This window comes from Myroides marinus (assembly GCF_900109075.1).
GTDB classification, from domain to species: domain Bacteria; phylum Bacteroidota; class Bacteroidia; order Flavobacteriales; family Flavobacteriaceae; genus Flavobacterium; species Flavobacterium marinum_A.
This window is the reverse complement of record NZ_FNYS01000024.1, coordinates 1-21,568: the sequence shown is the minus strand read 5'-3', so window position 1 is coordinate 21,568 and position 21,568 is coordinate 1. Positions and strand designations below refer to the sequence as shown.

Below are 21,568 nucleotides of genomic sequence, written 5' to 3'. Positions count from 1 at the left end.
ATAAAGAAAAAAGACTGGTATTACTACCAGTCTTTCTTTATTGTTTAATTCAATTTCATTTCGTCAATGATTGCTTGAATTTTTTGATCTAAAACTTTCTCTGTATTCTTTACTTCAGATAAGTCATGTAGCGGTTCGTTTACGCTAAAGTAAAACTTAATCTTTGGCTCAGTACCACTTGGACGAGCAGCTATCTTAGTACCATCTTCTAGGTAGTAGATAAGTACGTTAGACTTAGGTACATTTATAGGTTCTACCTCATTAGTGATAAGATTTTTAGCCTCACTAGATTGGTAATCTTCTACACATACTACTCTCTGACCGATAATCTCTGTAAGAGGGTTTTGTCTTAAGTCTATCATCATTTGCTTAATTTCTTCAGCACCCGAGATACCTTTTTTCACTAGAGAGATAAGGTGTTCTTTATAGAATCTATTATCGATGTATAAGTTCATTAATTCTGTAAAGAATGAACTACCAGCTGCTTTAGCGATAGCTGCTATCTCACATACTAATAAAGCAGAAGCTACAGCATCCTTATCACGTACAGCATCACCTACCATGTATCCGAAACTCTCTTCACCACCACCGATGAACTTTTGGTCTGGACATTCTTTGATAAACTTAGCAATCCATTTAAATCCTGTCAATCCCACTTTACACTCTACACCATAACTCTCTGCTAAGTCTAGCATCATAGGAGTAGATACGATAGTCGAACCGATAAATTCGTTTCCTTTAAATCCTCTATTTCGTTTGTATTGTTCTAATAAGAATCCAGTCATCATCACCATAGTCTGGTTACCATTAAGTAATCTCATGTTACCATCTAGATCACGTACAGCGATACCGATACGGTCAGAGTCAGGGTCAGTACCGATTACGATATCTGCACCAGTCTCATCAGCTAACTTAAGAGCCATCGTTAATGCTTCTGGTTCTTCTGGGTTAGGTGATTTTACAGTAGGGAAGTCCCCATCTGGTTCGGCTTGCTCTTTTACGATAAATACATTCTTATATCCTGCCTCTTCTAAAGTTCTAGGAATAAGTTTGATAGAAGTACCGTGTAGAGAAGTATAAGCGATTTTTAATTGGTCTTTTACACTTTGAGGAGTGTCAAAGCTCGCATTTTCTAAAGTAGACTTAATGAATGCAGCATCTAATTCTTCACCTACATAAGTGATAAGGCTGTCATTTCCTTTAAAGTTAACTTCGTTATATGTTAATTTGTTTATTTCGTCGATTACAGCACCATCCTGAGGAGGTACGATTTGCCCACCATCATTCCAGTATACTTTATATCCGTTGTATTCAGGAGGGTTGTGAGAAGCAGTTAATACAATACCTGCATTACATCCATAGTGTCTCACCGCAAAAGATAACTCTGGAGTAGGACGCATCTCACCGAATAAGTATACTTTAATACCATTAGCAGTGAATACATCAGCTACTACTTTAGCTAACTCTTGACTATTATGACGACAGTCAAAGTTGATAGCTACTTTCCACTCTTGATTAGGGAAAGATTGTTTAATATAGTTAGATAATCCTTGTGTGTTTTTTCCTAACGTGTATTTGTTGATACGGTTAGTACCTATTCCCATTATACCGCGCATACCGCCCGTACCGAACTCTAGATTTTTATAAAAACTATCTTTTAGAGTTGCTGGATCAGTATCCAACATTTTTTGAACAGAAGCCTGTGTCTCAGCGTCGAAAGGTTCTTTTAACCACAACTCTGCTTTTGCTACAATTTCTTTTTCTACTTGCATAATATTGAAATTTAGTGTGGATTATAAACCGCGATTTTCCGCGATTTTATATCTACTAATGTTTGTCTTTGTTTTTAAAATAAGCTCGCCTAAAAAGCCAGCCAAAAATAATTGTGTTCCTATTACCATTGTTGCTAATGATATGTAGAACCAAGGATCTTGTGTTACTCTTATTGCTTGTAATCCGTGGTATAACTTATACAGCTTACTCGCTCCGATGAAGAAAGCAGCACAGAAGCCTATACCGAAGGTAATCACTCCTAAACTACCGAATAAGTGCATTGGTCTTTTGCCAAATTTAGATAAGAACCATATTGTGATCAGGTCTAAAAAGCCATAGATAAATCTACTCATACCGAACTTAGTAGTTCCGTATTTACGAGCTTGATGTTGCACTACTTTTTCACCTATCTTATCATAGCCCTCATTCTTAGCTAGCACAGGTATATATCTGTGCATTTCGCCAGATACTTCTATGTTCTTAACTACTTCGTTTTTATAAGCTTTAAGCCCACAGTTAAAGTCGTTTAGGTGTACACCAGAAGTCTTTCTAGCCGCCCAGTTAAACAGTTTAGAAGGAAGGTTCTTAGAGATGACAGAGTCATATCGTTTTTTCTTCCATCCAGAGACCATGTCATAGCCTTCTTTTATAATCATATTATACAGACCTGGTATTTCGTCAGGGCTGTCCTGTAAATCAGCATCCATCGTGATAACTACATCACCAGCCGCCTGAGCAAATCCTGCGTGTAACGCTTGAGATTTACCGAAGTTGCGTTGAAAGCGGATACCTTTTACATTTGTATTCTCTATACTTAAATCAGAAATAATCTTCCACGAATCATCTTTACTACCGTCATCTATAAATAGAATCTCATACGTAAAGTTATTCTCCTGCATCACTTTAGTGATCCAGGCGTGTAATTCTGGCAAAGACTCTGCTTCATTCAGTAGAGGTATTACTATAGATAGATTCATCTGTTTATTTGTGATCTTTATTAAAGTCTGTATCTACATCGTGATTTACCTCAGGATGTGGTTGTGCGAATTCAGACTTATTTTTAAATATTGCAGCTAATAATAATCCTAAGATAGAGTATCTCAAGATGCTACCTGCCCATAAAAATAACTGTGATTGTAGTGCAAAAGGATTAGATTCTTTAGCTTTCTTTAGCTGTTCTGCTATTTGTTCAGGAGCTAACCCTGATCCATCTAATGTTTTGACTAGCATTTCGTATAATTGTTTACCTAAAACTTCTTTTGCAGAAGGATCTACTACGTTAAATAGGATGTTATACAAGACGTAATTAACCGTCAAACCGATTACAATAGCGATAAAGTAAGGTGTGAAAGCTTCTCTAAACGTAACATATCCACCTGCCTTCTTACGAGCGTTATAGATAGTAATTACTCCAAAAATGATAATGATAGCTATATTGAAAAAACCAGCGAAGGTATTAGCTAATAATGTTTTATCTGTAAAGAACAATACACAATTAAAGAGTGTGAAGTATATAGCTAATACTATTCCAAAAGTAACCCCTACTTTATTTACTGCGTTTTTCATGTGTAATCTTTAAATATTAAATACAAATATAATAAAATAACCCTTTCTGAATGGTATATAAAGGGACTTTGTTAACATATTATATTTGAATTACTAAATTATTTTTTGGCTGTAGTTATTGATAATCTCTAATGTTAATTAGAGGAGGTACACAGGTCACTCAGAATAGAGATTGGTTTAGGATGCTCCCATGGTTCTTTTATAGTTCCTTTACAAAAAGGCTTCTGTGTAGAGTAAAATGGGAGAATCTTAGGAGAACTGTGAAAGGAATTATCACGAGTGCCCTATTTTAGGGGCTTTATGGTGCGTTTTAAATTATTCTCAATTCGAGTTTTATTTTTGTAATGTATTGTATTTTAATTATTTACTTGTTTTTTTGTAGCATTTTTGGAGAAAAAAAGTGAGTGACTTTTTTAGTTTTTTAAGGTCAAAATTGATAGATATGCATAAAAAAGAGATGATTTATAGGTAAAAGAGCTCAAGTTAGAGGCGCTTTTTGATGTGAAAATGAAAAAAGGAGAGGTTTTATGGGCAGATTTTGTAGTTCTGTGGTTTTGTTAAAATGCTGTATATTTATAAGGAGCTAATTATGTGTTGTTTAATAGAAAGGAACTATCGAAGTATCACTATTATTAAGGATACAATGGAAGTGATATTTTCTCTAATATTTTAATTAATTCAGTTGATGAGAGTAATCGTAAATAAGTATTGGTAATATGAGATGTATAGTATTAATTCTATTTGTATTAATGTCTTATGTGTCTTGGTCACAGAAGTCATTTTTTGAGTATGTTCCAAAGAATTGGAAGATAGTAAGCACCGCTAAAGGTGATTTGAATAAAGACGGAATAGAAGATCTGGTATTGATAGTTAAAGATAACGATGCATCTAATAGAATTAAAAATGAGTCATTAGGACCAGGAATATTAGATGTTAACTCGAGAAATCTATTGATTTTGTTTAAGGATAAATCTGGCAACTATACTTTAGCAGATAGCAATTCTAATGGGTTTATACCTAGTGAAAATTTAGCAGAGGATCCGTGTTTAGAAGACCCTTTTAATGGAGTGAGTATTGTCAAGAATATTTTGATATTAGATTTTAATTATTGGTATAGTTGTGGAAGCTCTTCTAGTTCTAGTATTACTTATAAATTTAGGTATTAGAATAATAATTTTGAATTAATAGGGGCAGATTATTCGTCATATAGTAGATTTACAGGGGATCAATGGAATACAAGTATTAATTTCTCCATAAAGAAAAAAGAGGTAACAACAGGATTGAATGAGTTTCATGAAAGTAATCCTGTTACAACTAAGTCGTCTATTGAGATATCTGAATTATTTAAATTAAAGGACTGTTATTTTGATACATATTCAGAAGTGCTTTCTTTCTAGAATGGATGTTTTAAGAAAAATGTATAAATACGTTTTGTGATGCTAGGATTAGTAATCGTAAGTTGTAATCAAGGAAAATGGGTATAATATTCTATATTACTAGAGCACCATTAGAGGTAATACGATAATATAAGATATAAAAAAAGACACTTTTCTTATTTATCAGAAAAGTGTCTTTTTTATAGGTGTAGAGTTATTTCACAGGTTTTAGTCCAGTCATTTTCTCTAGAGTTGAGAAGAACTCACTTCTCATTTCTGGAGTCATGTTCTTTACTCTTGCTTGTCCGTGGTCTTTCTTAGGTAAGACATAAGACTTAGAGTTTACTTTAGGACTAGGAACTACCATAGAAGCACTCCAAGTGTCTGTCTCTCCATAAACATAGATGATGTTGTTCGCATCGTTCTCTAACCATGTTTTTACCTTTTGGATAAGTGCATCGTTAAAGCTATTATATGATGTACCAGGAGGCATAAAAGTCGCTAGAGGATTAGATGTAAAGCTCACGTATTTCTTAAACGGTGCAATGTCATAGCCATAGTATCCTAGTTGTGTTCCAGATTGGTAGTAGTGAGACTCATAGCGTTTGATCGTTTGATCACTAAAGAAGTCGATATTACTCACGCTTAGGAAGTGATCTGTTAGTGCATCAATATCCTTAACGTTAGGGAAGGTAGCACATGAGTGTCCGCTTTGCCAAAATCCGAAACTGTATTCTAATACTGCATATTCAAAAGCTTTGTCTAAAGAACCTAAATATTCAAAAGTAAGTCTAGCTCCTTTAGCATACCACTTTAGTTTCTCGATAATTTGAGCTTTATTTTCAAATAACTTTACTTGTATATCGTGTATTTTAGTTCTACAAGATTTGTCTCCTACATTGGCTAAGAAAGGATATATACGAGGCTCTTCTAATGCTTGATTAAACGGAGCAACGTAAGGAATAGCTACATCAACATCATTAGGGTAGAAGTACTTATAGTAGATACTTGTTTGTCCTCCCTTACTGATACCTGTACTAATCCATTTTTGTGTATAGATTTCTTTAAACAGTTGGTTGATCTCATGTAAGTCAGCTGTTACCTGTTCCATAGTAAGATACTGCCATGGTTTGCCTTCAGGGATAGACTCTCCGAAGAATCTGTGTTCTATATTTAAGTAGTTACTCTGTAGATAGTTTACCATTTCACTAGCTCTAACGTATAGGTCATAACCGTTAGTCTCCATAATCATAGGATGATTAAAATCCTTGTGATAGAAGTGTACTTTTTGATAAAAATAGCCTTTAGAAGGATCTGTGTGATCTACTTGTTGTCTCACTCTAAGTTCATACAATAGATAAGAGTCATCTTTAGACTCTAGTTGTTTGAATGTTACATTCTTTAAGTTGTACAGAGCCTGTTCTACTTTTTTCTGATCAGGGTGTGCGATTGCCAACACTGTAATCAATAAGAATACGAGTGTGATTAATTTTTTAAACATAATGTTTTAGTCTTAAATATGGTTAGTGTTCTCAAAGATAGGATTGTTAAAGCTTAGCTAAAATATAAAAGTGTTAAAATGCGAAATATTTTGTATATTTAGTTTCAAAATTAAAAGAGTTATGAGCGATCAAAGTATGAGTATTCGTGTTTTAGAGGTAGGCGGCTTTAAAGCTACTGGAGTGATTAATATGTCTTATGCTAACTTTAGTGATAAGGATAAATATCCTTATGCATTTGTTATAGAATTATCACTTGTAGAAACAGAGCGTGAGTACCCTACATGGGAAGAAAACGAACGATTAGAAGAGATAGAGAATAATATCATAGATATCTTAAGAAGAACTCAGTCAGATATACATTATGTAGGTAAAATGACTCGTAGAGGTGTAAGAGATATCTTTTGTTATCTAGCGAGTGATGATATAGATGGAGAGGCTATAGGAGCGTATTGTGATACTATAGAAGATACTATAGATATACATATAGAGATAGAAGAGGATAAGGATTGGGAGATAGTATCTAAGCTTATTAGTTGATAATTAATAGGATATTATAAGGGAATGATAAAATCAGTAAATAAAGTAAAATAGTTATTTGATTTTTAAAATTATATTGTACATTTGCAATCTGAAATAAAATACATAAGTATAACAAAAGTTATCGGAAGTTTACACCTTTCTTGGAATATAGGAAGCTTCGAAATGGACGGTAATTCACAATTTTAAATAGAATTTATCATGAAAAAAGGTATTCACCCAGAGAATTACAGATTAGTAGCATTCAAAGATATGTCAAATGAAGACGTATTCATCACAAAATCAACAGTAGAAACTAAAGAAACTATCGAAGTTGATGGAGTAGAATACCCAGTGTACAAAATGGAGATCTCTCGTACATCTCACCCATTCTACACAGGTAAATCTAAACTTATCGATACTGCAGGACGTATTGACAAATTCAAAAACAAATACGCTAAATTTGGTAAATAATTTTAGCTTATCATATACAAAAGCCTCTCAAGTAATTGAGAGGCTTTTTTTATGTTTAACCCATATTCCGCATTAGCCAAATACTACGAACTAATTCTACTTTATATCTCTTTCAGTTCTTCTAAAACTATACTATAGCATGCTTTTTTCATAAGTTTAGGGCTATTTTGTATAATTCACTCTCGTTAATTTGTCTCTCGCGGAATCTGGGTTTAAAATTTATTGATATCATCAGGAGTGATAAATTCATCTCTACTTAGTGTAAAGATAATTTGATCATGGGCAGACATTATGTATCCTATATTCTCATTCTTGGGGATAGGGAAGTGTACCTTTAGTTCTCGACCATCTTTACTCAATCTAATGCCATAAGTCACTACAGAGTTATGAGATTTATATGAATGCTGTGTGTATTCGTATGTCTCTGTGTTGCCTTGAGCATCAGTTACGATAAAGTTATCTCTGTCAAAAGCAATAAAGAATTCCTCCTTGTTATTATTTGTTGCTTTCCATTCGCCTTGGTATGCGTCAGAACCACTGCAACTAACAACAAGGAAGGATAAAAGAAGTCCGATAAATAAGAATAGTTTTTTCATAGTTTTTATTTTAAAGGTAATATCTTTATTTCTAATATAATAGCGGATTTAAGTAAAGAGATCTGAAATTATTGAATATTATTTAATTGATAGATATTATTATTTTTTACTGTAGATTCGTTAACTTTAAACCTTTAATTTAGAATTCACAAACTATGAACTATATCTTATTTGATGGTGATGTAAGAACAGCTTTATTGCCGTTTACATTTACTCGACCTGTGGCAGATATCCGTGTGGGTATATTAACTATTCGCGAGAAATGGGAAGATTACTTGCGCTATACAACTACTACATTAACTGAAGAGTACTTAGCTGCTAAATATCCTATGGTAGAGGTAGAGAACAATGTTATGATTAATGCTGCCTATTTACCTAATCAAGAGGTAGTAGATTTGATTAAAGAGCTACAACCAATGCAAGCAGTAGTGTATAACGAAGATATTGTAGCATTTTATACACAAGATAGTCAGGATGAGGTAGACTTTGATGAATATGAGTTAATCAACTGTACTAGTGAGTTAATTAAGATAGAACATAAGTGGGATATATTTCAAAAGAATGATGTTGCTATACGCGCTGATTTCGCTCGTATTACAGAAGATAGAATTTCTGAGGCTATCCCAAAGAGCGTTAATGTTATCGCAGCTGAAAATGTGTTTATAGAGGAAGGAGCTAAATTAGAGTTTGTAACTTTAAATGCTTCAACAGGCCCTATCTATATCGGTAAGAATGCTGAGATTATGGAAGGATCTGTTATTCGTGGGCCTTTTGCGTTATGTGAGGAAGCTCAAGTAAAACTAGCTACTAAGATTTATGGCGCTACTACAGTAGGACCACACTGTAGAGTAGGTGGAGAGGTGAGTAACTCTGTAATGTTTGGATATACTAATAAGGGACATGATGGTTTCTTAGGTAATTCTGTGTTAGGAGAGTGGTGTAATCTAGGTGCTGATACCAATAACTCTAACCTTAAGAATAACTATAGTTCAGTTAAGTTATGGAGTTATGAGACGCAGTCTAATGAAGATACTGGATTACAGTTCTGTGGATTAATGATGGGAGATCACAGTAAGAGCGGTATTAATACTATGTTTAATACTGGTACAGTAGTAGGTGTAGCATGTAGTATATTCGGAGGGGGATTCCCTAAGACATTCTTACCTAGTTTTACATGGGGTGGAGCAGGATCTAGTGAGACATATAAAGTAGATAAAGCTTTAGAGACAATGAAAATAGTAATGGCTAGACGTCATGTAGAATTAACTCCTATAGATGAGGAAATTATGCATAATGTGGCAGCTGAAACGGAGATTTATAGATTTCAACAACAATTAAAGAAGTATTAATCTTCTGTAAAAATAAACTAGGATAGTACATTAGATCTCTTTAAGAAGATATCTTGTTGGTTCTAGATAAAAAAAGGTGCTATGAGTAGCACCTTTTTTTATACATATATTTTAAAAGTAAGATACTGGACGTGGTCTGTCGTAGTTAAAGTCTGGCAGTGCCATATTGTACTGTCTAGAATTAGCACGTATAACACTCTGCCCTGTATCTGGCATGACAGGATAGAAGACTAAAGAAATAGCGAGTTTACTAAATACTAAATAGTCGTTATTAGCTACTATACCAATACTGAATTTAGAATACATTCTAGAGTCAAATAGTTTACTATCTTCATTAGAGATAAATGCTCCTTCAAAATTAAAGTATGGATTAAAACGGAACCCTTTCCATTCATAAGGTGCGTAAGACTGCCAGTGATAAGCAATAGCAAAGCGCTTAGATCCTGTGACTTTTTGAGCTCGTATTCCTTGGATTACGTTATCTAGTCTTAGTTCGTCTCCGATGTAATCAAATCTTTTATAACCATATATTAATTGTGGAGTGATAAAGTGTCTGAATCTCCAGTTGCCAAGCATAAACAGTTTGGTAAAGTATGTCCCTTCTATTCTCAAAGCTCCTTGTTCTGCTTTATCTTTATAAAAGTAGCTACCCCATTCTATATTTCCTGAGAAGTACCCTAATCTAGTGTATCCTCCCATCGCAAACTTAGCTCCGAAGTATGGTCTTTGTTTATCATATCTGTCTTGCATTCCACCTGTTAGAGCAAGTACTTTACCTACCTGTACGTCTTCTATTATGTTGTAATTAAAAATGTATTGATCTTGTACATAATTAATAGAACTTAAACTAATAGAACCTAGATAACTACGTTGATCTTTATAGTATCCATGCGGATCATATTGATCTTGAGGACGCTCTGTATAGGTCTGTCTGATGTATCTGAAAGAAGTACGTAAATTGGTTATTACAGGTTTGTTTTTATAGCTTTTAAACAGTGGAACAGAATAACCTGCCCATGAATCAAAAGTGTTGTATTTTAATGATTCGTAGCTGTATTTTTCATTTAGGTCTGGTAGAGAGTCTCTTCTGAAACGTTGTGATAAGCTGGCTCCTCCTGCCCATTTAGTATATGGTGAATAGAATGGCCTGTCTAGAGCAACTCCTTTAACATAGTTACCCCATACTTCTTGATTGTATACAACGTTAGCTCTTACGAAAGTATTTTGGATGTTGTTTACTGTATAATTAAAGTAAACTCCTTGCTTATTCTCTTTATATCGGCTAGTGTACTGAAGAGTTAAGTCATGTCCTAATCCAGCGAAGTTTCTATCTCTTAATTTGATACGATAAGATGAGGTAGATGCCGAACCAGTAGGATAGATACTCCAAGAGTCTAATTCGCGTATTAATACATCAACTGTATCAGGGTGAGCAGTAGGTATAGGATACATGGTGACTCTCCTAATAAAGTTTTGTGTACGCAAAAGACGTTCACTCTCTTTAACTTTAAGTGAATCAAATCGATCTCCTTCTTTAAAAATCAAGAAGTTCTTAATTGTAAACTTCTTGGTTTTTAAATGTAGTTTATTTCCTATTTTTTCGAGGTGTGTATTCGGAGCTCTTAATGAGTCAGAATCAGAGTAACCAAAAGGATCTAGAGTAACTATACGTATATTGCGTATTACTTTTCCTTCTCCTAGTTCGAAGTGTTGTGTGTTTTTAATCTCTGGCGCATTCGCCACTAATCGTTTATTGTTTTTATAAACCATCTTATTGAAGAAGCGGCCTAACTTTGATTTCTTGTTATTTTCTTCAAAGTTTTGGAATATACGCGTAGTGTCTCTTACGGCAATAGAAGGTACTTCTTCTTTGCTATAGTTTATTTTAATCTGTGAGATAGAGTCTCTCTTTTGAGGTAGCTTCTCTTGTGCATTAACTTGCGAAATGCATAGTAGAGATAACAGTATAAGTAAAGAGAGGTAGCGCATTAGTATTATATTAAAAACTTACAACGTTAAAATTACGTGTTTATTTCTAAATCTCTGATATAATCTTCGTACTCATAGAAAAACAATTCAAACAAATTCATCTTTTCATTAAAGAAATCATAGATTTCATTCCATGTTTTTCTATTATTGATACAAACATTAGGTTGTTCTATCCAAATACGACTGATTAATTTACCATTCTCTAAATAGAAGTTTCTTTCGAAAATAGCATCAGGTAGGTAATCTTCTAAAAGTATTGTCTTTAGAGATTCTATTTTTTCGAAGTATATTTTTCTTTTCTCTTCATCTTTGTGTTCAATGTCAAGAAGTACTTGTGCTTTTTTATTGTCAGCGTAGAATTTAAAGGCGAAATCCTTTATTTTAGTATTGTGTAATAGCCATTTGCGTGGATATTCATCCGCAAAAGTAATCCAGAATTCTTTTTTAATTCGTTGTGCCTCTTCTTTGCTAAACATAGATAATAAAGTTGTATTTTTAATAGTTGAAAATTATACTTGTGCAAAAATATGACTTTTGATTCTCTTTTACATAAAATACCTGAAATTAAAAGTGTTAATCTATTAGGTATAGAGGCTCAGGCACTAATGGTGCCAAAGGAAAGAAGGCCTTATTTAAAGGTTGATGACTTTATAAGCAATAACCCAAGGTATTCTGCTGTAATGATGTTGTTATATCCTAAAGAACAAGAAACGTCATTGTTGTTAATAGAAAGGAGTAATGGCGGAGGTGTTCACTCTGGGCAAGTAGGGTTTCCAGGAGGAAAGTATGAGGTAGAGGACCAGACTTTAGAAGTAACAGCCTTAAGAGAGACAGATGAAGAAGTTGGGATTAAAGCAAATCAAATAGAAATACTTAAAGCTTTTACAAGAGTGTATATTCCTCCTAGTAATTTTATTGTACAACCTTATTTGGGAATAATGGATACTACTCCTCATGTAGAATTAAGTGTAGATGAGGTGGCTAATATTATAGAGATGCCACTTAGCACTTTATTGGACGATACAATTATTAAAGAGGTTGGGTTACAGACTAGTTATGCCGAATTAATCGATGTACCTGCATATATATATAATGATTATACTATCTGGGGAGCTACGGCTATGATGTTAAGTGAGTTAAAAGAAACTCTAAAACAAGTGCTTTAGGCATAATAGTTCTTGCTTATTGTCTGATATCGCTCTTAAATATTGAGGATTACTACTTGATTTAGTGTTTTTTAGTAGATAAGATTAATAATTATGTAATTTATTTAACAAAGTTCCATGTCAAAAGTTGTAATTTTGTAGTTCGTATTAATGTGTGTGAATTATGGGATTATTTAAAAGAAATCCATTTGGACATATTCTTTTTTTAAAGAAGTGGATAATAAGAGTGTTCGGTTTTGCAACGCACCAACGCTTTCGTGGATTTAATAGTCTACAGATAGAGGGGTCAGAAGTGTTGAGAAATCTTCCGGATAAACACGTGTTGTTTATCTCGAATCATCAGACTTACTTTGCTGATGTGGTAGCAATGTACCATGTGTTTAATGCAAGCTTAAAAGGGCGTGAAGATTCTATTAAGAATATCTTTTATATCTGGAAACCGAAGTTAAATCTTTATTATGTCGCTGCAGCAGAAACGATGAAAGCAGGATGGCTACCTCGTATATTAGCTTATGTAGGAGCCGTGACAGTGGATAGAACGTGGAGAAGCCAAGGGAAAGAATTAGAGGAAAAAAGAGAGGTAAACCAGGATCAGGTAGAAAATATCAAGGTAGCGTTAGATGACGGTTGGGTAATTACGTTTCCTCAAGGAACAACAAAATCATTTAAACCTATTAGAAAAGGAACAGCTCATATCATTAAGAATTACAAGCCTATTGTAGTTCCTATTGTTATAGACGGTTTTAGACGTTCTTTTGATAAAAAGGGATTACACCTTAAGAAGAAAGGAATTCTTCAATCTATGGTCATAAAAGAGCCATTAGATATAGATTATGAGAATGATACAATAGAACAAATTGTAGAGAAAGTAGAAATGGCGATAGAACAGCATCCTTCTTTCTTAAAGGTTATTCCAGAGGAGTTTATAGAAGAACAAAAAGAATTAGATCACAAAAGAACTTATTCATATTACAAAAAAGACGAACGATAGTTCGTCTTTTTTTATGTAGTAAAGCGAGGTGAGCTTTTTATCCGATATGGAATTGTAGTATCTTTATCGTTTATATACAAAAGGATTGAAACTTTATGGTTTTAAAAGATAAAAGGATTGACGAGATAAAAGAGTTGTATGATCAACTTGTAATGGGAGATGAGTTAAACAATGCAGATGAAGAGAAAAAGATAGAACTGTATAATAAGAATCAAGATTTATCAGAGCAAATATTGTCTATTATAGAAGAGGTGTTAAGAGAGGATGCAACTAATAAGGATGCTTTATTCTGGAAAATACGTATTTATAATGGACCTTACTATGATGATGTATCTGTGATGATGTCTACAGCTCAAGAGGTAATAGATAAGTTACAAGAAGATAAAAAAGCAGTATTTAGTGCTTTTGATTGGTTGTCATGGATATATGAGAATAAATTAGAATTAAAAGAAAAGGCAATAGAGATACTACACGATAAATTGATTGAAGTATCGTTGCTTAAAGAAGATTTTAGCTTAAAAGATAAGGAGTTTGGAGAAACGTATTATATGATAGCTTATCTATATAGAGAGTTAGAAGATTATAGTACTGCTGTATCTTTTTATAAGTTAGCTTATGAGCACTCCCCAGATCATTATTATGCGACTTATCAAGGAGGAAATCTATGCCTTGAGAGAGGAGAGTATGAGGATGCTTATTTGCTATTAAACTCTTACTATGTTTTTCATGGAAATGAGTATAGTGCAAGTTTTGCTAAGGAGATAGATAAGTTATATAAAGCGGGTAAGATTGAGGGGAATTGGGATTTAATATCACTTATGTATCACGTGGGTATAGATTATCCAGAGGAGTTTGGGGCAAAGAATACGCGTGAGTATGGAATGAGATTTGTCAATGTGATAGAGGAGGAACTAAATACTAACCCTGATAACAAGGTGGTATTGCGTATGAAAATACGTTACTATCTAGTGGTAGAGAAAAATTCTAAAAAAGCATTCGAAACTTTACAGAAGTACTATGCCTTAAATAAAGAAGTAAATAGCTCAATGTACTTTACTTACTTTGAATTGGCAGAGAAGTATGGGGTAGAGTTAGAAGAGTATCCTGTGGTCTGTGATGGATTTTATGGATATAATTTAATGACTAGATTCTTAGAAAAAGGAGGAGAATTAAGAGGAGATGATGATGAGCGTTCATTAAAGTATTATGAATTTTCTAAAAAGGTAGGTTTATTAGTGTTGCCCCAGATTGAAGAATACTTTGATAAAGGGCTGGGTTCTAAAGTAAATAATAATGCTCATGGTTATGCGATGTTATGCAATAATCTTGGTATTGCTATCCGCAATGTAGTTTACCTTACTGATAAAGACTACGACAAAGAAATTTGTAAAGAAGCTCTATCTCTACATAAAAAAGGATATGAATATTCTCCATTTATTGAGAATTTAGAGAATGGGTTACAGCTAGCTGAGTTGTTAAATGCTTTTGAAGAGAAGAGTTATTTTGCTAATGAGTTACTTACTTATCACGATGAATTTAGTAGTGAGTGGATGTCTGTGCAAGGTAGGATACTAAAGAGCTTTATAGTTGCGGATAAGTACGATGATGCGAAAGACTATTATTACAAGATTAAGGAGAGTTTTGAAGCTAAAGAAATAGAAGACGAAGATATTGTGTCAGAAATGATTTATTTAGCATCAGATTTCTTTACATATTTGAGATATGGTAAAAACGATTTTGAAAAGACTATAGCCTTTACAGAAGAGTTTTTTAGTAATCCTATGTATTTTGATTTAGTAGAAGATGTAGCTAAAGTTAATTATTGGTTTAGTTTATCATGGGCTTACTACGGATTAAATAATAGAATAGAAGCGAATAAGTATTTTGATTTATTGATTAAGACTTACGATGGGAATTCTCGTTATCAAAGTACAGTAGATGAAATTCCTAAAGAGTTTAGATTGCCAGTAGAAGAACAAGAAGCTACTAATCGCTTATGGGAGATGTCTAAGATGGAATTAAAGCATATAGATACGTATGCTTTAATGGATAGACCCGAGAATGTTGATTATCTAAATGATATTGTTGATTATATCTTACAAGGAGGGCAGTTCGATGTGGAAGGATGGATTACTGATGACTGCCATTTAAAGGTATGTTATAGAGCGCTAAGAGAGAATGCTAGTACAGAGATATATGATACTTCATTAGACTTTTATTTTAAGAATGGAAATTTCACAATTCGTTTTAATATAGATGAGAGAGAAGAGAAAATAAAGAAGTTTATGGGACTTTTATCAAAGACGATTTGGGCAAAAGAGATGTATACTTATTATTACTTTTATAGTGAAGATGAAGAGGTGTCAAGTACTTATGATGTATATGGAAGTGGTAAGTATCCAGAATATGATGTATTAGCAGAGACACTTTGGAATACTTGGGTGAGTAAAATAAAGAGTTTGACAAAGTAGCTTTAATGTAGAGCAGTTTATTAATATATAGATTAAGCGAGAATGACTTAGGTTGTTCTCGCTTTTTTATTTGTATTACTAGTGATCTTGAAGTTCTTTTAAGAGCCTACGCCAGGTTATATACTGGTCTAATGCTATAACTAATTATGCTTTATATCTCTATGAGTATTTCAAAGTAGATACTATTGTATGCTTTTAGAAGGAGGTCAAGTCTATTTCGAATAATTCACTATTATCAATCGGTCTATCACATTTTGGATTGAAATTAAACTTTATGATTATTGTGAAATGTTTTGTTGTTTTTATTTATTGTTGTTTTTTATTTGTTTAATTAGGTTAATTGTGTTTTTTAATGATTGTTTTTAAAGATGTTTTATAACTGTAAACTCTTGTAATATGCGAATAATTAGAATTTTGAGTAATACATGATGTGACTTTTTAGTGGTGTTGTTGTCTTATTTACAGATAGTGTCACGAATGAGTACGATAGATTTAGTTATTAAGAGAATACGTACTTTAAAATGAATAGAAAATGATATTTATCATGTAGTAATATTTGACGTTCGAATTGCTTAAAATTCGAATTTTGCGATAATGTTTTTCGTATTTATTACAAAATAAGGGTAAATTGGTTTGTTATTTAGTTCGTTTAATGCTATTTATTAAATTAAGTTTAATTATATATGGTGTAATATTTGATTTTTGTTAGACATTTTAAGTTTATCTGTATGTTTTTCATAAATCTGATGTTGCCTTGTTAAAAAGTCTTTTTAAGTAAGAAATAAATAATAAATTTGCACTGCTTTAGAGAATAATAGGAATATGCGAGTATTTCTGTTTTAGTCCCCACTAATCTAGGCATTGCTACACATTAAGTGCATTAATGTGTGGTGTCTTGTCTTGTGCGTTGAGGGCTGCTTTCTAAGCAATGCTTTAACACCACCTAACGCATGAGAAATTTGAGTAATCCTTATAACGAAAAGAACGATAGAGCTATCTTTGAAAAAGTAGTTCTTCTAGCGATAATTCTAGTTATTTCACAATTAGTATTATCTCTTTTTGATATCAACATAACATTTGGATATTTTATTCTTCCAATTATGTATGTTATGATCAAGTTTGACCGTACTCAGGTTGATATTTTTGAAAAGATTATCCCACATTTTTTGTTTACAACAACAGTTGTTTTATTTGGCTTAAGTAGTTACCAAGTTTTCTATGAAGTTATCAATCTAATTTTCTTAGTTGGATACACTAGTGCTATTTACTTAAATAGACATGGTAAGATGTTTAAGCAGCTAAACTTTGAAACATTTAACTTCATTGGATTTTATAGCTTTTATATAGTAGCAGGAACAGCAGTATGTTTATTTTATTTTGTAATGAGTTTATTAGAAATAAAATGTAATGTACAGAGTAATTTCGTGTTTGCTAGTTTAGATTTCTTCGCTGTTCTTTTTTCTATGGTAACATTGAGTATTAGCCGTAGTAAAAGCCGTGATATGGTTATGGAACCAGTTGTAGAGTATAAAGCAATTAAAGAAGAAAAGACAGAGAAAGAATTAGTAGTATCTAATGCTACAGCTAAAAATATAGTTCAATACTTCGAAGAATCTGAAAACTATTTAGAGACAAGTTTTTCATTAGATCAATTAGCTGATGATTTAAACTTAAATAAACAAGTAGTTTCAGAAGTTATTAATCAAGATATGAATAGCAGCTTTTATCAATTAGTAGCAATGTATAGAATTAATCATGCTAAAAGACTAATCGGTAAAAATACAAACTTAACAATCGAAGCAATCGTTGACGAATGTGGATTTAGTAGTAAGTCTACATTTAATAAGTATTTTAAAATTTTTGTTGGACAAACACCTTCTGTATATAGAAACGCAGTAGCTTAAAAGTATAGTGGATGGGAGGATATTTATATATTTTAATATTGTCTGCTGCTATAGTTTTTAGTTGTATTTCTTATTTTATTAACGTTAGGTTAGTAAGTCCACGGAAATCACAAAGGATTCTTGCTAAGTTTTTACTTTTTATAGCAGTAAACTGTATAGCAGTTATTACGATCAGATTTTTCTTTGAAGAGTATGTATTTACTTATTTAGGTTTGCCATTTGGATTCTTTTATGCTCCTTATTTGTATTGTTGTTTTACAGCATTTATACAAGAGCACAAAGACAAAATAGGTCAAAATAGTAATAAGAGTGTTGGATTGCGCAATGCTTATATACATTTTATTCCTGGTATTGTATATTCTATAGGTTATGCAATTGCCTTGTTTAATATGTATGTATTAGATGTTGAGTTTTTAGTAAACTATTATCTAATATGTTATGTTTCATTGGGAGTGCAACTTATTTTATATGCTAGCTTCGGATATTTTACTATAAGTAAGTTGAATGTCTCGAAGCATATAAGACTTGTAGTTTTACGTATTATATGGATTATGATTTTTATTGGGATTGTTTCAATAGGATTAATCCTTTATAATGCAATTCCTAATAATGATGGAAATATTCTTTATCTAGGAATACTGGGTATTTCTATGACTTTATTTTTCTATTACGCAGAAAGACTTAAACACGATAAAGTATTAATTAGTCAAGGTGGAGTAGTAGTTCAACAAGTGGTTGAAGAAAGTGAACCAGAGGTTGTAAAATATGAGAAGTCAAAATTTACAGAAGAGTTTGCTAATGAATACAAAGAAAAAATAGAGAAAGTTATACTAAAAGATCAGTTGTATTTAAAGCCTACTTGTTCGCTAGAAGCAGTAGAAAAGTTGGCTAAAATACAAAAGCATCATTTATCTCAGTTTTTCTCGAGTGAGTATGGAAAGCATTTTAATGCTTATATCAACGAACTTAGAGTAGAATATGCTAAAAAACTACTAATAGAACGCAATTACGAGGTTTCTGTTAGTGAATTAGGAGAAGAGTGCGGATTTAATTCAAGAACTTCTTTTTTTAGAGCATTTAAAAAGTATGTTGGAGTTTCTCCTTCAGAATATATTTTGAATCAACAAGGTCAGAACGACAAACAACAATAATTGATTTCTGATTTTACATAGCCAGTGTAAAGTCACTAAAGTATTAAGTCACAGCATTTCGCCAATGTTTGTGACTTTTTTTTTGTGCCTAATTTAACCAGTGTATTATATGTAATCGTGATTTTCTTCTAGATACAGTGATAGACAGCAGTTATAAGTGCTAATTACAAAAAATAACTGAAGTATTGAGTAAAGTGTATTGTAGCATAGTTGTGAATTGAAAAAAGCGTGATAGTATGGGAGTGGCAGACAATACTTAACTATTTTAGTTTCTTAGTTTGATTAAAGTAGTGAAGCAATTGTGAGTATTAAAGTGATCTGTGCTATTTATCTAGTGAAGATAATGTTTAGAGAGTATGCTTCTAAAATGCTATTTTGTTCTCTTAATGTGATGCTTAAAACCTTTAAATATTCACAAAGTGATAGCTCTTTAACTCTTACTTTTCTATTTTATTCTACTTATTGTGATAGTAAGTTTCTTGTTTTTTCGCATTGCTTTCTCAGAGTAGTGTAAATTATTTATATGCTTTTTAGATAGAATTTCATCTTCTGAAAATTTGATAAAAAGCAGTCTGAATCTGCTTTTTTGATGTTTCAAAAAGACTGTTTTACACCTTTATATCATTTCTTTTCTTTCGACTACCTTAAGAGGTAGTAATACTTTTGTGTTATTATTGTAATTTATTGATTTAGTGAATGTTGTGTTCTTGGTGTTCCATGTTTCAATTCGTTGGATTGTATACCGTGCTAATGTTTTGCAACATATAACAGATGCTTTTGAGTGACATTTGTTGAAGAAAATAACACCTAATATACGCGTTGTGTGATTTGACTCACAAGACGTTTAAACAACAAAACAACAATCCCTTAGACGGAATTTATAATCATAGTTTCTCTAAGTCGTAATTAAAATATTAAGAATTATTGTTATGAAAAAAAGATTACTTCCTGTAGCGCTTTTATTTGGAACTTTAGCAGCTAATGCTCAAGTTGGTATTGGTACAGCTACTCCAAACAAATCAGCAGAGTTATTAATCGAATCAAGTAATAGAGGTTTATTAATTCCTAATGTTGCATTGACTAGTACAACTGATAGGAATACCATTACAAATGGTAATGTTCAGAGTTTAATGGTTTATGCTACAAAAACGCAAGGTGATATCACACCAGGTTATTACTACTGGGATATTAATAAATGGGTTCGTTTAACTGCGGATAAGGATATTCCTGGTATTGTAATCAATAAATTTGGAGATATTCTAAAAGGTGGTGATGTAACAAACTTAATTAAGAATATCGTTAAGACTACTGAAGGTAATGTTATTTATGAAGGTAACAAATTATACCATGTTACTAAAGAAGGTGACAAAGTTGAAATTAGTTTTGATGGAGTAGTTAAAGCTCATGAAACATTAACTGTTTTGGCTTTTGATAAAGCTACAGGGGTATTAACGTATTCTGATGAAAAAAATAAAGTAACAACAATAGATATTAAAGCAGCTGTTAAATCATTTGAGACAGTTACTAATATCGTAAATAATACTGATGCAGGAACGCTTACATTTAAAGATGAGGCTGGAAAAGAGACTGTGATTAGTATTAAAGACTTAGTTAAGAAACATGAAACTGTTACAACTTTAGTACGTGAGAAAGCTGGTAAGTATGTTTATACTAACGAAGCTGGTACACCTGCTAATATTACGGTTATCGGTGATATTACTGAAGTAATCAAAAACAAAACAGATCAAGATTTATACAATGTATTAAAGCAATTAGTAAGCGTTGAACAAACGTTAACGAAGTTAGTTTATAATACTACAAATAGACAATTAGCTTATACTGACGAGCAAAATACTACTCATAATATAGATGTAGATGCTTTAGTAAAAGAGAATCAAACAGTAACGACTTTAAATGGTGGAACTAATATTAAAGTAACAGAGGTAAAAGGTGCTAACTCTATCTCTTATACTTTAGATGTACCAACAGCATCTAAGGAAGTAGCCGGTGTTGTAAAACCAGGTAGTGGACTAGATATTGATGCAGCTGGTAATCTAACAGTTAATTTAGAAACAGCCTTAAACGGAAAAGACTTAACTGGTAACGACAAGATAGTTGTAACTGATGGTAAAGGAGCTGTATTAAAAACTACTAAGTTAGATATTAATGAGAAAGCTATTAAGTTAGAGAACTTAGGTGGTACACTTAATTTAACGCAACTTCAAAAAGGAAATGCTGGTGATGTATTAGTAGTAGATGCTACAGGTAATGTAGTATGGTCTGCTAAAGGTGCTATTACTACGAATAGTTTAGTATTGAATGGTACTGACTTAACTTCTACAGTTAATGGAGTGTCTTCTACACAAACATTAAAAGATAAATTAACTACTGAAATGCTTCAGAATGGATCAGTTACAGCTGAGAAGTTAGTAGCAGAAGGTAAAGATGCTGGAAAGGTAGCTACAGTAAATGCAGATGGAACAGTAACATATCAAACAATATCAGCTGGTTCATTAGTAGATTCTAAGAAAGTAACAACAGATGGTATTATCACTGTTAATGGAGGTAATGAATTACTAGAGTCAGTATTAGCGGATGCTTCATTAGCAATTGCAGATGAGTCAATCACTTCAGAAAAGATAAAAGATGGAGAAGTTAAGACTTCAGATTTAGCAGATAAGAATGTAACAGCTGAGAAGTTAGTAGCAGAAGGTAAAGATGCTGGAAAGGTAGCTACAGTAAAT

The 21,568-nt window shown here is 32.5% G+C and carries 16 protein-coding genes and 1 pseudogene; 10 read left to right on the top strand and 7 right to left on the bottom strand.

The features are described 5' to 3' along the window. Positions 1–44: 44 nt before the first annotated feature. From BMX53_RS16485 to BMX53_RS16475, 3 genes are read right to left on the bottom strand one after another with little or no spacing between them, the layout of a single operon-like run. Positions 45–1,772, bottom strand: a complete 1,728-nt coding sequence (locus BMX53_RS16485) for a phospho-sugar mutase (RefSeq protein WP_063176776.1) — start codon at positions 1,770–1,772, stop codon at positions 45–47. A gap of 21 nt (positions 1,773–1,793) precedes the next feature. After that, positions 1,794–2,750 carry a glycosyltransferase family 2 protein gene (locus BMX53_RS16480; protein ID WP_038984666.1) on the bottom strand — a complete coding sequence of 319 codons (957 nt, stop codon included), beginning with the start codon at positions 2,748–2,750 and terminating at the stop codon, positions 1,794–1,796. A gap of 4 nt (positions 2,751–2,754) precedes the next feature. Beyond that, positions 2,755–3,339 (bottom strand): DUF4199 domain-containing protein, encoded by a 585-nt coding sequence (locus tag BMX53_RS16475; protein ID WP_038984668.1) that lies wholly within the window; start codon positions 3,337–3,339, stop codon positions 2,755–2,757. Between the two features lie 716 nt (positions 3,340–4,055). On the opposite strand from BMX53_RS16475, the gene BMX53_RS18940 reads away from it, so the two are divergent. Next, a complete protein-coding gene (locus BMX53_RS18940) occupies positions 4,056–4,505 on the top strand; it encodes a hypothetical protein (protein WP_133145908.1) in 450 nt (149 codons plus the stop codon). Positions 4,506–4,929: 424 nt separating this feature from the next. Here the strand turns inward: BMX53_RS18940 and BMX53_RS16465 are convergent, their stop codons facing one another. Continuing rightward, positions 4,930–6,216: a S28 family serine protease gene (locus tag BMX53_RS16465; RefSeq protein ID WP_063176780.1), complete on the bottom strand. Its 1,287-nt coding sequence runs from the start codon at positions 6,214–6,216 to the stop codon at positions 4,930–4,932. A 121-nt stretch (positions 6,217–6,337) separates the two neighbouring features. On the opposite strand from BMX53_RS16465, the gene BMX53_RS16460 reads away from it, so the two are divergent. After that, a complete protein-coding gene (locus tag BMX53_RS16460) occupies positions 6,338–6,754 on the top strand; it encodes a DUF695 domain-containing protein (protein ID WP_038986830.1) in 417 nt (138 codons plus the stop codon). 201 nt (positions 6,755–6,955) lie between these two features. Further along, entirely contained in the window at positions 6,956–7,207 is a 252-nt protein-coding gene (locus tag BMX53_RS16455) for a type B 50S ribosomal protein L31 (RefSeq protein WP_038986829.1), read from the top strand. A gap of 212 nt (positions 7,208–7,419) precedes the next feature. Here the strand turns inward: BMX53_RS16455 and BMX53_RS16450 are convergent, their stop codons facing one another. Beyond that, a complete protein-coding gene (locus BMX53_RS16450; protein WP_063176781.1) occupies positions 7,420–7,803 on the bottom strand; it encodes a hypothetical protein in 384 nt (127 codons plus the stop codon). A gap of 155 nt (positions 7,804–7,958) precedes the next feature. On the opposite strand from BMX53_RS16450, the gene BMX53_RS16445 reads away from it, so the two are divergent. Continuing rightward, positions 7,959–9,152: a GlmU family protein gene (locus BMX53_RS16445; protein ID WP_063176782.1), complete on the top strand. Its 1,194-nt coding sequence runs from the start codon at positions 7,959–7,961 to the stop codon at positions 9,150–9,152. Positions 9,153–9,263: 111 nt separating this feature from the next. On the opposite strand, the gene BMX53_RS16440 is transcribed toward BMX53_RS16445, so the two are convergent. Both BMX53_RS16440 and BMX53_RS16435 read right to left on the bottom strand, forming a co-directional pair. Beyond that, positions 9,264–11,141, bottom strand: coding sequence for a BamA/TamA family outer membrane protein (locus BMX53_RS16440; RefSeq protein WP_063176783.1), 1,878 nt, complete (start codon positions 11,139–11,141; stop codon positions 9,264–9,266). A gap of 32 nt (positions 11,142–11,173) precedes the next feature. Then, positions 11,174–11,617: a DUF4268 domain-containing protein gene (locus BMX53_RS16435; protein ID WP_063176784.1), complete on the bottom strand. Its 444-nt coding sequence runs from the start codon at positions 11,615–11,617 to the stop codon at positions 11,174–11,176. Between the two features lie 51 nt (positions 11,618–11,668). On the opposite strand from BMX53_RS16435, the gene BMX53_RS16430 reads away from it, so the two are divergent. From BMX53_RS16430 to BMX53_RS16405, 6 genes and pseudogenes are all read left to right on the top strand, one after another. After that, positions 11,669–12,307 carry an NUDIX hydrolase gene (locus tag BMX53_RS16430; protein ID WP_038986824.1) on the top strand — a complete coding sequence of 213 codons (639 nt, stop codon included), beginning with the start codon at positions 11,669–11,671 and terminating at the stop codon, positions 12,305–12,307. 163 nt (positions 12,308–12,470) lie between these two features. Further along, on the top strand, positions 12,471–13,298 hold the full coding sequence (locus BMX53_RS16425) for a lysophospholipid acyltransferase family protein (protein ID WP_038986823.1): 828 nt from the start codon (positions 12,471–12,473) through the stop codon (positions 13,296–13,298). A gap of 95 nt (positions 13,299–13,393) precedes the next feature. Further along, entirely contained in the window at positions 13,394–15,769 is a 2,376-nt protein-coding gene (locus BMX53_RS16420; protein ID WP_063176785.1) for a tetratricopeptide repeat protein, read from the top strand. Positions 15,770–16,719: 950 nt separating this feature from the next. Continuing rightward, on the top strand, positions 16,720–17,673 hold the full coding sequence (locus tag BMX53_RS16415) for a helix-turn-helix domain-containing protein (protein WP_038986821.1): 954 nt from the start codon (positions 16,720–16,722) through the stop codon (positions 17,671–17,673). Between the two features lie 11 nt (positions 17,674–17,684). Continuing rightward, entirely contained in the window at positions 17,685–18,824 is a 1,140-nt protein-coding gene (locus BMX53_RS16410) for a helix-turn-helix transcriptional regulator (protein ID WP_074747716.1), read from the top strand. A 929-nt stretch (positions 18,825–19,753) separates the two neighbouring features. After that, positions 19,754–21,568, top strand: a pseudogene (locus tag BMX53_RS16405) (hypothetical protein); the annotation flags it as partial.